At 45.8% G+C, this 16,175-nt stretch carries 10 protein-coding genes; 7 read left to right on the plus strand and 3 right to left on the minus strand.

Translation table 11 applies throughout. The features are described 5' to 3' along the window. Nucleotides 1-2 precede the first annotated feature (2 nt). Complete coding sequence (locus BSQ33_RS05610; RefSeq protein WP_059121587.1) at nt 3-887, minus strand: carbohydrate ABC transporter permease; 885 nt, start codon at nt 885-887, stop codon at nt 3-5. A gap of 593 nt (nt 888-1,480) precedes the next feature. On the opposite strand from BSQ33_RS05610, the gene BSQ33_RS05615 reads away from it, so the two are divergent. The 6 genes from BSQ33_RS05615 to mutS all read left to right on the plus strand — a co-directional run bounded on the left by BSQ33_RS05615 (nt 1,481) and on the right by mutS (nt 10,885). Continuing rightward, nucleotides 1,481-2,194 carry an oligogalacturonate-specific porin KdgM family protein gene (locus tag BSQ33_RS05615; RefSeq protein ID WP_088133588.1) on the plus strand — a complete coding sequence of 238 codons (714 nt, stop codon included), beginning with the start codon at nt 1,481-1,483 and terminating at the stop codon, nt 2,192-2,194. A gap of 255 nt (nt 2,195-2,449) precedes the next feature. Then, on the plus strand, nt 2,450-4,678 hold the full coding sequence (locus tag BSQ33_RS05625; RefSeq protein ID WP_088134542.1) for a right-handed parallel beta-helix repeat-containing protein: 2,229 nt from the start codon (nt 2,450-2,452) through the stop codon (nt 4,676-4,678). Between the two features lie 363 nt (nt 4,679-5,041). Continuing rightward, a complete protein-coding gene (locus BSQ33_RS05630; protein ID WP_088133590.1) occupies nt 5,042-6,811 on the plus strand; it encodes a sodium:solute symporter family protein in 1,770 nt (589 codons plus the stop codon). Between the two features lie 54 nt (nt 6,812-6,865). Further along, nucleotides 6,866-8,029, plus strand: a complete 1,164-nt coding sequence (locus tag BSQ33_RS05635; RefSeq protein ID WP_088133591.1) for an oligogalacturonate lyase family protein — start codon at nt 6,866-6,868, stop codon at nt 8,027-8,029. A gap of 25 nt (nt 8,030-8,054) precedes the next feature. Further along, nucleotides 8,055-8,273, plus strand: coding sequence for a hypothetical protein (locus BSQ33_RS05640; protein WP_088133592.1), 219 nt, complete (start codon nt 8,055-8,057; stop codon nt 8,271-8,273). A 20-nt stretch (nt 8,274-8,293) separates the two neighbouring features. Beyond that, nucleotides 8,294-10,885, plus strand: a complete 2,592-nt coding sequence (gene mutS, locus BSQ33_RS05645) for a DNA mismatch repair protein MutS (protein ID WP_088133593.1) — start codon at nt 8,294-8,296, stop codon at nt 10,883-10,885. 88 nt (nt 10,886-10,973) lie between these two features. On the opposite strand, the gene BSQ33_RS05650 is transcribed toward mutS, so the two are convergent. Beyond that, nucleotides 10,974-12,536: an HD domain-containing phosphohydrolase gene (locus BSQ33_RS05650; RefSeq protein WP_088133594.1), complete on the minus strand. Its 1,563-nt coding sequence runs from the start codon at nt 12,534-12,536 to the stop codon at nt 10,974-10,976. Nucleotides 12,537-12,714: 178 nt separating this feature from the next. On the opposite strand from BSQ33_RS05650, the gene BSQ33_RS05655 reads away from it, so the two are divergent. Then, complete coding sequence (locus BSQ33_RS05655) at nt 12,715-14,772, plus strand: sensor histidine kinase (RefSeq protein ID WP_088133595.1); 2,058 nt, start codon at nt 12,715-12,717, stop codon at nt 14,770-14,772. Between the two features lie 60 nt (nt 14,773-14,832). Here BSQ33_RS05655 and hpxO read toward each other — a convergent pair whose 3' ends face one another. After that, nucleotides 14,833-15,987, minus strand: a complete 1,155-nt coding sequence (gene hpxO, locus BSQ33_RS05660) for an FAD-dependent urate hydroxylase HpxO (RefSeq protein ID WP_088133596.1) — start codon at nt 15,985-15,987, stop codon at nt 14,833-14,835. Between the last annotated feature and the right edge of the window lie 188 nt (nt 15,988-16,175).

Genomic DNA, 16,175 nt, shown 5'->3' on the forward strand with positions numbered 1-16,175 from the left:
AATTATTTACCTCCCTTGTCACCTGAATAGAACACCCAGTACTTCGAAGAACGGAATGTGATTGATGTAAATATTGCGACGACAATAAACAGCGCCCATGCCAGTGCACTCCCATACCCCATATCAAAAAACTTAAATGCGGTTTCGTAGATGTAGAGTGAGATCAGATAGGTTGACTTCATCGGCCCGCCACCTGTAATGACATAAGGCGCGGTAAACTCTTGGAAAGCCTGTGTGGTTTGCATAATAAAGTTGAAGAAAATAACTGGCGTAATGAGAGGCACCGTGACCTTGATAAACATCTGCCATTTGCTGGCACCATCAATTAATGCGGCTTCATACTGAGATTGAGGGACATTCTGCAAAGCTGCCAAAAAAATCACCATAGCCGACCCAAACTGCCAAGCGCGCAACAGCGTAATCGAAAATAGCGCAAAAGATGGTTCACCAAGCCAGTTCACTGCATCGATACCAACCAGGGCTAACATGCCGTTTAATACCCCGTCGATGGCAAACAATGCCCGCCATAAAACCGCAATGGCAATACTACTCCCAAGAATTGATGGGATATAATATGCCGTTCTGAAAAAGCGAATCCCTCGTAACTTAAAGTTCAAGATAAATGCAATGAATAAGGCAAATGCCAACTTCACTGGAATAGTCAGGAACACATATAAGAATGTGACACTCATTGATTTCCAGAACAGGTCATCTTCCGTCAGCATATACCGATAGTTTTCAATACCGACGTATTCTGGTGACGTCATCAGATCGTAATCGGTAAAACTCATCAGAAATGACGATACAAAGGGAAATGCAGTAAAAACTAATAGCCCGATAATATAAGGCGACAAGTAAGCAAGTCCCAGCTTACGACTTTCATACATATTGCTCTCGTCCTCTGAAAAAAAAACAACAGTGGCGAATGGTCAATTCAGGTAAACATCTCATTCGGATTCATTATTCTATTAAACTGAATTCCACCTGAACCACCAGTACCCAACCTCATATTTGTGATCTTGAATGCTATTTTTTAATCTTAAAAATAAAAAATGTGAAATGCAGTTTCATTTTTATATTTAAAGTAAAACCAGCTTTATAAAATTTACAAAACCATCCCTATATGCTGCATATTGGATATGAAAAAAGTTAATATGAATGTAAAAATATGAAAATATGATGATAAAAATCAGATAATCACAGAGTCTCCCTCTAGAATCACGCATTAATAAGCAGTTAAAAAGTTAAATATTATCAATCATATAAAATTATCAGCATTAAAAATCATGCCATTCCTTCCTCTCATAGCGACAACACCACGAAGAAAATCCCACAAATACTAAAGAGATCACGTTTATTGACATATTTATATTAAAACACCGCTTCACAGATCACGTTATTCATACCAATCAGTTCAAAGAAATTAAAATTGGATATAAATTAAACCGTGACAATACAAATAACAAAACGGTGTTTCAGTATGAACAGTAAATTAATTATCTCTACTCTACTCCTTGGTTTAACCGCAAGCGCAGCACATGCGACGTCACTAAATGTCCGACATGAATTCATTCCAGAAGAAGGGGAAAAAGCAGCGCGCCACCGTGATCGATTAGCGATTTCACATCGGTTCGATAATGGCATTGGCATCAGTGAAGAAGTGAAATGGGGCTACGAAAAAGACAGCGTCAATTTCGGTGAGATGAAGAGTGCCGGTCACGAAACAAAAATTGGTTACAACTACACCGTCAATGAAGATTTTAAACTGCAACCTGCCTATGCGCTCGACTCATCTTCCAGTGCCATCGTGCATAAATTTGAGTTAAAAGGGGTCTATAAAATCAGTGATAACTGGAACGCCTCCCTTCGCTATCGCTACGGGATGAAAGTGCCGTCCAATGACTCACCGAATTCTCATTACAGTCAGATCAACTTTGTGACCGCATACCAAATGGAACAATACAAAGTGGGCGTTGACTTCGAGGGTAAGTTCGAGCAATCCGCTTCCAGCGGCTACGATGGCGATAGCAATTACCTGAATCTGGTCAACTTCTTCGCTGAATATCAGGGGTGGGACAACGGATGGCGTCCGTTTGTCGAATTCGGGCTGACATCTCAAAATACGACTCAAAGTACCGCAGGTAAAGACCAATACGTCCCTCGCTACCGGGTCGGTTTGAAATACAATTTCTAACTGACTGATATTTGCTCATCGAGCATCTGGCAGATATCGAAACACCACTGCACACGGGATGCGACCAGCCAGCAACATGGATCGTGTCGTATTTTATCGATATCTGCCACCCCAAACCGTGGCTCTTCGGCAACGTGGCATACCACTTCAAAACGATAGCTCCAGAATTCATGTATCAGGCTGTCATATGGGAATGTGAAGATGTCACACGACTTCGAATTCAGCCTTTTCTTTTTCAATAAGAGGTTCACCATGATGAAACTGCACAGAACGACATTACTCATGACGTCGATTTTGTCTTTATCTGCCTGCTCACAATATAGCGCCCTCCCCGCCCCTCAGGACTTAACTTGGCAGGCGATCACCTTCGGCCAGTCAACCGATCTGAATTTTGCATCGACAATTTTACCGGAAAAAGTCGGACTCAATGCTGTCACTCTCAATGGTCAACCTGTACAACCAGGCCCACTGCTCAACACATTTACCATTGAAAGTCGTGGTGGCAAACTGGCGAATTCACATGAAGGCATGACTTATTACTACACGAAACTCCCGGCCAACGCGAACTTCACTTTATCAGCAACGATCACGCTCAACCAACTTGGTCCGGAAACAGGATCAACCCCAAACCGTCAGGAAGGGGCAGGTATCATGGTCCGTGATATTCTTGGTTCTCCACGTTTAGATCCTCAGCCTCCCGGTGCAGAGGAATTCCCCTCTGCATCAAATATGGTAATGAATGCCTTGCGCGCCAATAAAAAGAAAAGCAACGGGCGGATCAATGTCAATGCCACCTACCGGGAAGGGGTTTACCAACCTTGGGGAACCAAAGGAAACCACATCGTCCGAAATGAATTTGTCAAAGGGGTTCCCTATGGGAACAACATCGCCTACCAGATGTCACTGAGCCGGACGGATACAGGCTATACCGCGACCTATCATTATGGTGACATGAGTGAAAGCCATCACATCAAAGGCGCGAATACCAATATCATCGCCATGCAGGATCCAAAAACTCAATACGTTGGTTTTTTTGCTTCACGTAATGCCAAAGTCACCATCAGCAATGCTCATCTGACGGTTCAGCCGGCGACGCTGACCAATGCACCGGCTTATCACCCTCAACCCGCATCATTGGTACTGCAACCGGCATCTCCCAAACAGTCGGCCACAACGGATTATCTGTTTCAGTCACGTGCCAGTGACACCGGTGAATTTACCCTCTACCAAGACGGTAAGTTACTGGTTAAAAATCAAAAAGTGCCGGCAGGTCAACTGTTCAGTGTGAACACAGACTTAACAACGGCAAAAACGCAATTTTCACTCCACTTTACCCCTGGGTCGGGCTCAAATCATGCCCCTCAGCAGTATCAGCAAACCGTCACTAAAGTGGCACTCAAAGATCCAACGCACCTCCTCGTCAACCCGAATGGCAATCATGGCCGCCTTACTCTCGCAGATGCGATTCGACAACTCCCTCCGGGTGGTACAATCACACTCGAAGATGGCGAATATGGGGCTCTGAACATTCCACTGACTGCAAGTGGACAAGCGAATCAGATCAAAACGCTAAAAGCCGGTGGGGATCATGTTCGTTTTACAGGAGATATCACCCATCATGCAAACTACTGGCATGTCTCTCACCTTGAAGTTGCTGGGGCGCGTTACATTGTCTACGGTAGCCACAATACATTTGATCGCATTATCACTCATGATGCATCAGATACCGGTTTTCAAATTACCTCACCGGCAAAATCTCCCCGTGCATTTTGGGCGAGTCATAACCTTGTTCGAGACAGTCAAAGCTATAACAACATGGATCCATCCCAGATCAATGCCGACGGCTTCGCGGCAAAAATGCGTATCGGTAACGGCAATACCTTCATCCGTTGTATTTCTCACCACAATATCGATGATGGCTGGGATCTATTCAATAAAGTAGAAGACGGACCCAATGGCGTTGTAACGATCATCGATTCGATCGCTTATAAAAATGGTCAGACGCTACAAGTGAAAGCCAGAGGCGGCAGCCGAGGAAACGGATTTAAACTTGGCGGAGAGGGGTTACCTGTCGCACACATCATCAAAAATAACCTTGCCTATCAAAACAATATGGACGGTTTTACCGATAATTTTAACCCGGGTCGTTTAACCCTTGAAAACAACGTCGCCATTGACAATAAGCGCTTCAATTTCCTGATCAGAAAGAGCCCTTATACCGAGACTCAGAAACAAGGAACCTTCGTTGGCAATCGTTCTTATCGGTTCTATTCTACCAGCCCATATGATGATGTCGTTCACGCGGATATCCGTCGGAATAATACGCTGATTGTTGATGGGCAACCGACCGATGATAACGGAGAGCACCCTAAGCAGGTCATGCTATCTAAATTGAAACAGGCTGCCAAAATTTCTTCTCAAGCGCCAATCCCCGGTCAAATGGCGGTTCACAATATCCGGACATGGCTGCATCAGCACCCCTGATCAACCTCTTGTCTACTCTGATGTTACTGGTCAGGTTTCACCCAGAAACCTGACCCCCATCGCAAAACCACCAGCATAAATACCTGATTTATATAGGATAGACTCTCCTTTCTGCCAAGATACTCTACACTCATTCAATGATCATTTGTGAACAAAAGCTTCATCAACCCGATGATGGCGAGCATTTCCAGTTGTGATATTCCACTGATTGAATCCCTATCAGCACCACAGAATTAATCACGACACACGTCACATTTAATTATAAAAAAAACAAAAATGAACCATCGTTTTGATATTAATCACACACCTTTTTATTTTTTTGTTTAAAAATAGACTTATCAAATATTCATAAAGGGATAAGTAATGCAATATGATTATCTTGTGATTGCAGGTTACTTCATACTGATGATCGCGATCAGTCTACTGTTTAAAAAGATGGCGAGCGCCAGTACCAGTGATTACTTCAGGGGTGGCGGTAAAATGCTATGGTGGATGGTGGGGGCAACTGCATTCATGACTCAGTTTTCTGCCTGGACGTTTACCGGAGCTGCCGGAAAAGCATTTAACGATGGGTTCGCGGTTCTGGCCGTTTTCATCGGCAACATGGTGGCTTATGTTTTTGCGCACTTCTATTTCGCCCGCCGTTTCCGCCAAATGCGTGTTGATACACCAACCGAAGGCATCAAACGCCGCTTCGGTAATGGGAACGAGCAATTCTTTACGTGGGTGATTATTCCACTGAGTGTCATCAATGCCGGGGTTTGGTTGAATGGACTTGGTGTTTTCGCCTCGGCGGTCTTTAATGCCGATATCATTACCACCATTTATGTCACTGGCGCTGCAGTTTTAATTATTTCGCTGCTCAGTGGGGCTTGGGGCGTGGTTGCATCAGACTTTATCCAAACCCTCATCGTGGCCGTTATTTCTGTGGCCTGTGCTATCGTCGCACTTTACTTTGTCGGTGGTCCGGGTGAAATCATCCGAGAATTCCCTGGTGGCTTCGTTTCTGGCCCAGATATGAATTACCCACTGTTGTTGGTTTGTACATTTATCTTCTTTGTCGTCAAGCAGCTACAAAGTATCAACAACATGCAGGAGTCGTATCGTTTCCTCAATGCCAAAGATTCACGTAATGCAAGTAAAGCAGCATTAATGGCGTTAATCATGATGATGGTCGGTGCGGTCATTTGGTTTATTCCACCTTGGGCATCCGCCATTCTTTACCCCGATGCCGCAAAAGCCTATCCAGAACTTGGTGCGAAAGCCAGAGACGCGGTGTATCTCGTCTTTGCCAGAGAAACCATGCCGGTAGGCACCGTCGGGCTACTCATGGCAGGTCTGTTTGCCGCAACGATGTCATCGATGGATTCAGCCCTCAACCGAAATTCAGGAATCTTTGTCCGTAGCTTCTACGCCAATATTGTCCGTCGTGGTAAAGCGAATGACAAAGAACTACTACGCGTCGGCCAGTTGGCTTGTCTGGTGAATGGTATTCTGGTTATTTTGATGGCTCAGTTCTTTAACTCACTGAAAAGCTTAAGCCTGTTTGACTTGATGATGCAGGTTGCAACATTACTGCAATCCCCGATTCTGGTGCCATTATTCCTTGGTATTTTAATCCGCAAAACGCCGAAATGGGCGCCTTGGGCAACAGTTGTGGTCGGTATGTTTGTGTCTTTACTGGTTGTGAAGGTATTCACCCCACAATTCGTCGCCGGTTGGTTTGGCATTGAGACGCTGACCGGAAGAGAAACCAGTGAAATGCGGACGATGATTACGATTGCTGCACACTTATTCTTGACGGCTGGATTCTTCTGCCTGACAACACTATTTTACCAAGAGGCCAACGACACCAATAAAATCGAAACAGACAAGTTCTTTGCTGATGTCGAAAGAGAATGTGTCGTGACTGATAAAGATCAGGATCAATTTGACCGGATGCAACGAGCCAAACTCGGCACCTTGGTCACCTATATGGCTTGTGGCCTGACACTCATGGTTCTCATCCCGAACCCACTGTGGGGACGACTGATGTTTCTTGCCTGTGCCGGGGTCATCTTTATCGTCGGATATGCTTTGAAAAAAAGCGCCAGAGTGGAACAAATTCAGGGAAAAGCGATTCCCGCTCGTTAATCAAATCATGAGGACTGTCGGTATCGACAGTCCGACTATAACAGGAGAACATTCATGGCCAAAGGTGATGTAATCAACCTTGATTTTGAAAGCTTCATCGATTCAGATACGCAAGTCAAGGTGACACGACTGACACCCAAGAATGTGATATGCCATCGCAACTATTTTTATCAGAAATGTTTTACCCAAGACGGACAGAAATTGCTATTTGCCGGAGATTTCGACACCAATCGAAATTACTATCTGCTCGATCTCACCACCCAACAGGCAACACAACTGACAGAAGGCAGCGGCGATAACACTTTCGGTGGGTTTATTTCATCCGATGAGCAAAGCTTCTTCTATGTCAAAAATGAACGCAACTTAATGAAAGTTGATTTTAAGACTCTCGAAGAAACGCTGATTTACACCGTAGATGAAGCGTGGAAAGGTTACGGTACATGGGTGGCGAATTCAGACTGTACCAAACTGGTTGGCATCGAAATTCATAAAGACAGTTGGCAACCGCTCACATCATGGGAAAAATTTGCTGAGTTTTATCATACCAATCCGACTTGTCGCCTGATTCAAGTCGATATTGCGACGGGTGATGTCAACGTCATCCACCAGGAAGATGCCTGGCTGGGACATCCGATCTATCGTCCGTTTGATGATCAAACCATCGGGTTCTGCCATGAAGGGCCTCATGATCTTGTCGATGCGAGAATGTGGCTGGTGGACGGTGACGGCAGCCATGTCCGCAAAGTCAAATCTCATGCGCCGGGAGAGTCCTGTACTCATGAGTTCTGGATTCCGGATGGAAGCGCGATGGCGTACGTGTCCTACCTAAAAGGGCAAACCGAACGGGTCATATGTCGAGTCGATCCCCAAACGTTAGTCAATGAAGTCGTAATGGAAATGCCACCGTGTTCTCATTTGATGAGTAACTTTGATGGCTCGCTGATGGTCGGTGACGGATGTGATACCCCACCGGATGTGAACGACACCGATAGCTACAATATCGAGAATGATCCTTTCCTCTATATTCTCAATACACGCAAGAAAACGTTCGCCCGATTGGCAAAACACAGTACCTCTTGGCAAGTACTTGATGGTGATCGTCAAATCACGCATCCCCACCCTTCATTTACCCCCAATGATCAGGGGGTGTTATTTACCAGTGACTTTGAAGGAGTACCAGCGGTATACATTGCTGACCTACCCAGCAAGCTCAAATAACATTCACTGTTTCAGAGAGAGGTTTATGCCTCTCTTGCCCGATACCAATCAGAGCGCTCAAACGTTTCATCTCCCCCAATTCGAAGCGTTTGTTGCGCTCTTCATTGCAGGTTTGCTATTCTTTTCCCCCATTGCTCAACACCCACATATGATGATTATTCCGGGTGCAAAGCACTCATCATTCGGGCCACCAGCGCATTCAACAAAATCGAGTCTTGCGGTGAGCCGTTTTATCACGACCTAATTGGCATTGAAATATAAAAAATGATCGATAATCCCACCTCAAATAAAGCACCAGAAAGTAAACATACGCCCATGATGCAACAGTATCTGAAGCTCAAGGCTGAAAATCCTGATATTTTGCTGTTTTATCGTATGGGGGACTTTTACGAACTATTTTATGATGATGCAAAACGCGCTTCCCAGTTACTCGATATTTCACTGACCAAACGGGGCGCATCCGCCGGAGAACCCATTCCGATGGCTGGCGTTCCTTTCCATGCCGTTGAAGGGTACTTAGCCAAGCTGGTTCAGCTCGGTGAGTCGGTTGCTATTTGCGAGCAAATCGGAGACCCCGCCACCAGTAAAGGTCCGGTAGAGCGAAAAGTTGTCCGCATCGTGACTCCGGGAACCATCACTGACGAAGCTCTGTTACCGGAACGACTCGACAACCTGATTGCAGCCATTTACCAGCAAGGCCAACAATTCGGCTATGCCACACTTGATATGACTTCAGGTCGTTTTCAGCTCTGTGAGCTGGATAGTGAAGAATCCATGGCAGCCGAATTGCAAAGAACTGCACCGAAAGAACTGCTCTTTCCCGAGGATTTTCAGGCCGTTCACCTCATGGGAAACCGGAAAGGAAACCGCCGTCGCCCAGTATGGGAGTTTGAACTGGACACCGCCAGACAACAGTTAAACCAACAGTTCGGCACCAAAGATTTAGTTGGCTTCGGCGTCGAAACGGCCGAAAAAGGATTGTGCGCCGCAGGCTGTCTGATTCAGTATGTCAAAGATACGCAAAGAACCGCACTCCCTCATATTCGCGCCCTGATCTATGATCGCCAAGACACAACCGTAATTATGGATGCAGCCACCCGGCGTAATCTGGAGCTGACCCAAAATCTATCCGGAGGCACAGAGCACACACTGGCTGAAGTGCTCGATCACTGTGCGACCCCGATGGGAAGCCGAATGCTCAAACGTTGGTTGCATCAACCAACACGTCAGATTGAAGTGCTCAATCATCGGCTTGATGCCATCGGTGAACTCAAAGAACAAGGCATTTTCAGCGACGTACAACCGATATTGAAACAGATTGGTGATATCGAACGGATTCTGGCTCGTTTAGCGATTCGTTCAGCCCGTCCCCGAGATCTGGCGCGTCTGCGTCACGCCCTGCATCAATTACCGACATTACAGACAAACCTCTCATTACTGACCCATCCACACTTGCAGCAACTGGCCCAGTCTTGCCAACCGATTGAGTCGATCGCAACCTTGCTAGAACAAGCAATTGTCGAGAATCCTCCTGTGGTGATCCGCGACGGTGGTGTGATTGCAGCAGGCTATCATGCTGAATTGGATGAATGGCGCAATTTAGCGGATGGGGCGACTGAATATTTGGCACAACTGGAACATGACGAGCGGGAGCGTCATGGCATCGATACACTGAAAGTCGGTTATAATAATGTCCATGGTTTTTATATTCAGGTGAGCCGGGGACAGAGTCATCTGGTTCCGCCTTACTATGTACGCCGTCAGACGCTGAAAAATGCGGAACGCTACATCATTCCCGAACTCAAAGAACATGAAGACAAGGTGCTGAATTCAAAATCAAAAGCACTGTCTCTGGAGAAACAACTCTGGGAAGCATTATTTGATCAACTACTGCCTTATCTGGCACAACTTCAGGAACTCTCCGCTGCCATATCACAACTTGATGTACTGCAAAATCTGGCGGAACGGGCGGAAACGCTGGATTACTGTCGTCCGGAAATCACCACAGAAGCAGGAATTTATATTCAGTCAGGTCGTCATCCGGTTGTCGAACAGGTCATGCAAGACCCATTTATTGCCAACCCGGTAGCACTACATCCTCAACGGAAAATGTTGATTATTACTGGCCCGAATATGGGGGGTAAATCAACCTATATGCGCCAAACAGCGCTGATTGCATTAATGGCACATATTGGCTGTTATGTCCCTGCGGAGTCCGCCAAGATCGGCCTCACTGATCGCATCTTCACCCGAATTGGAGCATCTGACGATCTGGCTTCGGGCCGTTCAACCTTTATGGTTGAGATGACGGAAACAGCCAATATTTTACACAATGCGACGCAATACAGTTTGGTATTGATGGATGAAATCGGGCGTGGCACCAGTACCTACGATGGTCTGTCTCTGGCATGGGCCAGTGCTGAGTGGCTGGCGACAGAAATTGGCGCACTGACACTGTTCGCTACACATTATTTCGAATTAACCGAACTTCCAGAGTTGCTACCGCATCTCGCCAATGTCCACCTTGATGCTGTCGAACATGGCGATAGCATTGCATTTATGCACGCGGTTCAGGAAGGGGCAGCCAGTAAATCTTACGGATTAGCCGTTGCCGGACTGGCCGGTGTGCCGAAAGCGGTGATCAAAAATGCGCGAATGAAGCTATCTCAGTTGGAGCAAAGCCACCAGTTGGATGGAAAGCGGACAGGACAATCGCCTGTGGTTGATGTCGCCAATCAACTGAGCTTGATGCCGGAACCATCCGAAGTCGAGAAACAACTCGCAGAACTCGACCCTGATAGCCTCACGCCGAGACAAGCGCTCGAACAACTCTATCTACTGAAGCGTTATCTCTAAATCAACCGTTACCTTGAATCAAGCGTCATCCTAAAAATTAAGCGCAGCCATTGAGCTGCGCTTTTCAAGCCGTATCCTCTTCGAGTTTTCATACCGTAGGCATATATGACTGACTATCGTCATATTCTCGAAAAATCCGGAAAAAGTCGGCTTGTCGACGCTCAAAGATGGCGACTAATTGTGGATCAAACCTCTTACCCGAATGGTCGCGGATATAGGCGACGATCTCTTTCTCGCCCCATGATTCTTTATAACAGCGCTGACTTGCCAAGGCATCAAAGACATCAGCCAGCGCGACAATTCGGCCATAAATATGAATATCTGTACCGGATAACCCACGCGGGTAACCTTGACCATTCCAGTATTCATGGTGCTGACTGGCAATAATTGCCCCGGCTTGCATCACAGGTTGATGGGAGCCTTTCAAACAATTCTCTCCCACAATGGTATGCTTTTTCATCAGCTCCCATTCTTCATCATTCAGCTTACCCGGCTTATTCAGAATATAGTCTGGGATGCTAATTTTACCGATATCATGGAGAGGCGCGGCATAGAAAATCTCTTCACATTGAGCCGGACTCAAGCCAATTTCTTCAGCGATAATTCGGGAATAATAAGAAACTCGACGAACATGGTTACCTGTTTCTTTAGAGCGGGTTTCAGCCAGACCACAAATCGCATAAACAATCTCTTTTTGCGTGTTCCTCAAGCTATCATTGAGTCGTAAGTTGTCTAACGCAATGGCCATGTTATTACAGAACATTTCAACAAGATGCATATCAATATTTTTAAACTGATGCTTACCGGTAATATTCAAGATGGTCTCCACACCGTTAACATTGGAGATGTGGCAAATATTGTCTGCTTGATAATGAAGTGCTTGGTCACTTCCCTGGGTCATGTCGAGATTTTCCTGAGAAATGGATGCCTTGAAGGATTGAGCGGAGATATCCCCGACCTGAGCCAGTACCTCGACATTATCGATATTTTTTTCAACCAGCCCCCCTTTGATTTCAGATGACATCGTGTCATCGTCCATATACAGCAACGACGAGGCCTGCTCCAACACTCCCTGAGCAAAACTTTCCATTGATTTGTGTTTGAGAATACTCGCTGTCGCAGAAATGACTTTTTCGAGACCGAGCTTATGATTCTCTAAGGCCGAAATGTCACGGTAGGAACGGAGTGCGGTATAAACCGTCGAATGAAGTTTACGTTTAGTCAGCTCGGTCTTCTCTCGATAATCATTAATATCATACTGTTCAATAATATCTTTTTCCGGAATGGTTCCCGGCTGACCGGTACGCAGAATAATCCGAACCAGATGATTGCCCTGCACATCACGAATATATTCAGCCACCTCCAAGCCCGCTTCTTCCGTTTCCATCACTACATCCAATAACACCACCGCGATATCATTTTCAGATGACAGAATCTCTTTTGCCTGAGCTGCACTATATGCACTGAAAAATGTGAGTCCTTTACCGTCAAATTGGGTCCGATTCAAAGCCAGCTTCGTGATTGTGTGAACACCGTCTTCATCATCGACAATCAGTATTTTCCACCTCGAAGGTTCGTCTTTACAGGTGTTGATGTGAGATGATTGACTTAGATTACCCGACTCATCAAATAGCATATCCTGCTCTGACATTTCCCTGCCCTCTCTGATCCCAGCTGAACCTGACTGTTTTCATACGTCCATTCACCATGTGGAACTTGATTTTTACTGCTTTACTAATCAACTTTAGTATATGAATGGACTTTTACATATACGAATAAGAAGCAACTAGACTCTTATCACTCTCGGTAGTCATCATTGGAGATAGCACATGTCTATCTATTATCGAATTACAGCTTTTTGTTTATTTCTGGTTTTCTTATGCATGGGCGCATTTGGCTACATCTCAAATCAAGCTGGTGCAAACCTGCTGAATCAATCCGTTGATAAACTTTTAAATGCGGTCGCAACAAACCAACAAGACCGACTCTATAACCTTATTCATGCTTGGAAAGATCGAGTCGCCTTGATCGCCAGCAGGACACAACTCCGCTTAAGTCTCAACGATTACTTACTTAATCAAAATCAGCAATCATTCGAAAAGATGGTCGGTATCATCCAGGATGCCATCAGCTCCGTCACAAAAGTGAAGTTTATTCAACTAAAAACCGTCAGTGGTGAAACCATCATCCAGACAGCACCAAATCAAGCCAACAAAGTAGCTGCCACACTTGCACTGACCGACCATAGCCCAACCGATATTATATTAAAAAGCATCACTCGCGATTTGAATGGGAGACTGTATATTCACATCGAAGCGCCCATGCGCCTTCAAGATAAACAAATCGGTATGGTGGTGGTAACACTAGCAGCCGATGAATTACTGAACAGCACTCAAAGCTATACGGGGATGGGCGAATCAGGAGAGACGATTCTCTTCACCAAGAATCAAGCCGATCAATTCGTCTATATCACGCCACTCCGTTACCCTCAATATTTAACAAACCCCGCAGATACAACCTCTTTCGCACTCGTAAACGATGATGTACTCATTCAAGCTATTGAACATCACACCCAAGACATTATTCAGTCGCGTGATTATCGAAATACCAATGTGATTGCTGTGGCTCGTTATTTACCAGAGCTGAACTGGACGATTATCGTGAAGGTGGATCATCACGAAATGATGCAACCGATGAAACATTACCAATATTTACTGGTGATGGCAGCCGGTGTGCTGGGTATTATCGCGATCATCATTGGACTGGCTCTGGGGCGGGCGATTTCATCGCCGATTATCAAACTTGCCGCCGATGGTCGCAGAATTCGTCTCGGAGAACATCAGTTGAGAGCGAAAACCAGCCCGACTCAGGCAAAAGAGCTCAATGAACTCGCGCACAGTTTTAATAACCTGGCCGAAAACCTACTCACCACCAATAACGAACTGGAAGATAAAGTTGCTGAAAGAACTGTCGCGCTGCAAGAATTGAATGAGACGCTAGAGCAACGAGTTGCATCCAGAACCGTTGATCTGCAACGAGCCAATCAAGAAATACAAGAAACTCTTGAAGATCTCAAACGGACTCAACGTGAACTCGTGGAATCTGAAAAAATGGCGGCACTCGGCGGCTTGGTCGCTGGGGTTGCACATGAGATCAATACACCATTAGGCATTGCCATTACCGGCACCACTCACCTCTATGAGGAAATACAGGAAATTCATACCAAAGTACAATCAAACGCATTGACCCGGGCCGAACTAGAAATTTTTATCGAAAACGCCAGTCAAGCCGCTGACTTAATGTGTTCACAGCTCAAACATGCTTCAAAGCTCATCTCTAATTTTAAAGAAATAGCCGTTGATCAATCGAGCCCGGACTATCGGACTATTTCCGTACAAGAATACCTTTCAAAGATCATTGCGACGATGCAACCCAACTTTAAAAAAACACCGCATCACCTCTCTGTCAACATCGCGCAAGATCTTCACTTAGTCACCTGTCCCGGAGCACTGGCGCAAGTGCTCACCATTCTGATCACCAACAGTCTCATTCACGCATTTTATTCACCTGATTGCGAACAATCCGATACAATCAACGGAGAAGTAACCATTTCAGCTAAAAAAACCCAAGAAGAAACTTTAATCATCGTCACGGATAACGGTACTGGTATACCTCCCCAAGATTTGCCCAGACTCTTTGAACCTTTCTTTACCACCAAACGCGGTCATGGCGGCAGTGGTTTAGGGCTCAGTATTGCACATAATATCGTCACAGATATCCTGCACGGGAAAATACACTGTGAAAGTCAATTCGGTCAGGGAAGTACATTCATTATCACTTTACCGGATCAGCCTGTGCCATCTCACGCTAGCGAGCAATCCACATAATCGATCCGATGAAGTGACGCTCGATGATGTCCGTCATTCTGACTGGCTCATCGACAGCTCTCATCCCAGCGGCCCGGCAACAATCGTTTCTCTGAGCCCCTCAATAATATGCAGCCCCGTTTCGGTTTTTAATGATTTATACCAAGCCAACGTCTGCTCCATCTGTTTGCCATGGGTCAGTTCACATCGTTTCCTTGCTTTTAAAACCAGAGCTTTCACCCGTTCTAATCGTTCGTTTTGGTAATGAAGTAACGCTGTTTCAATATCATGATGTTGTGAAAAAGATAGTCCTAAAACGACCGCATCTTCCATCGCTGCACATCCCCCCTGACCAATATCCGGTGTGGTACTATGCCCGGCATCACCCAATAAAGCGATCCGACCGTTCACTAACTGCTCAAAAGGGTCAATGTCATGAATCTCAATTCGGTTGGTCGTTTCAGGATTAATCTGCTCAATCAGCGTTTGAACATGAGGGGTCCAATCCCGAAAGTAACGGCGCAAATCGTCTTTCAGCGTCGTTCGATCTTCTGGTAATCCTTTCGGCAACGGTACATCGAAAAAGAAATAAAAACGGTTGTCCGCTATCGGCATCACTGAAACCCGCTTTCCCTCAGCGACAAAAGTCGTCCATTGATCTGCTGGTGCAATGGCGGTATCGATCTCAACCAACCCATTCCAGTTCACATAACCGGCATATCTCCGTTCGACCGAATGCCCTAAAACCTCGGCACGAACTACCGAGTGTGTGCCGTCCGCAGCAATCATAAAATCGCCTTCGGCAACAGAGCCATCGGTAAACCAAGCCGTCACACCTTCAGCGGTTTGTTCAACCCGCTCAACCCGCTTATCAAAATGAATTTGATCACGTCCCCACCAATCGAGCATACTTGCTTGCAAATCAGCCCGCGAAACCGGACAAGGTCTTGTGCCGACCGCTTCAACCAGCGGCATCAAACTGAAGTGTGTCATGGTAGAACCAGAGAACCCATCCTGATAAGACATATAGTTCATCGCCCCACCCAGTTCATCCATGATATGGCCCATACCGAGATGCGCCATACACTTCACCCCGTTAGACCATACCGAAATAGCTGCTCCGACTGGTTTAATCTCCCTCACTGCTTCATAGATTTCACATGTAATTCCATTTTGTTTCAGTGCAGCTGCAGCTGACATCCCACCGATGCCCGCCCCGATAATGAGCGCTTTCATGACTTCACCTTATCCCTATTATTGTGCCAATCAATCGATAACAAGCATGATTTATTCCACGGTAGCCACGATACCACTAGCATATAATGAATTGTTTTTAATAAAAAAATAATAAAACATTGATCGACGTAAACAGCTCTGTGATTTAAATCTGTGCAAGTCACTGTATGAACGTTTTAGTTTGGTGC

Source organism: Vibrio gazogenes (assembly GCF_002196515.1).
In the GTDB taxonomy this organism is placed as follows: domain Bacteria; phylum Pseudomonadota; class Gammaproteobacteria; order Enterobacterales; family Vibrionaceae; genus Vibrio; species Vibrio gazogenes_A.

Excerpts from the sequence above, each read along its gene's own strand:
- BSQ33_RS05650 (WP_088133594.1), bottom strand. The coding sequence starts at position 12,536 with ATGTCAGAGCAGGATATGCTATTTGATGAGTCGGGTAATCTAAGTCAA.
- BSQ33_RS05610 (WP_059121587.1), bottom strand. The coding sequence starts at position 887 with ATGTATGAAAGTCGTAAGCTGGGACTTGCTTACTTGTCGCCTTATATT.
- mutS (WP_088133593.1), top strand. The coding sequence starts at position 8,294 with ATGATCGATAATCCCACCTCAAATAAAGCACCAGAAAGTAAACATACG.
- BSQ33_RS05625 (WP_088134542.1), top strand. The coding sequence starts at position 2,450 with ATGAAACTGCACAGAACGACATTACTCATGACGTCGATTTTGTCTTTA.
- BSQ33_RS05635 (WP_088133591.1), top strand. The coding sequence starts at position 6,866 with ATGGCCAAAGGTGATGTAATCAACCTTGATTTTGAAAGCTTCATCGAT.
- BSQ33_RS05640 (WP_088133592.1), top strand. The coding sequence starts at position 8,055 with ATGCCTCTCTTGCCCGATACCAATCAGAGCGCTCAAACGTTTCATCTC.
- BSQ33_RS05615 (WP_088133588.1), top strand. The coding sequence starts at position 1,481 with ATGAACAGTAAATTAATTATCTCTACTCTACTCCTTGGTTTAACCGCA.
- BSQ33_RS05655 (WP_088133595.1), top strand. The coding sequence starts at position 12,715 with ATGTCTATCTATTATCGAATTACAGCTTTTTGTTTATTTCTGGTTTTC.
- hpxO (WP_088133596.1), bottom strand. The coding sequence starts at position 15,987 with ATGAAAGCGCTCATTATCGGGGCGGGCATCGGTGGGATGTCAGCTGCA.
- BSQ33_RS05630 (WP_088133590.1), top strand. The coding sequence starts at position 5,042 with ATGCAATATGATTATCTTGTGATTGCAGGTTACTTCATACTGATGATC.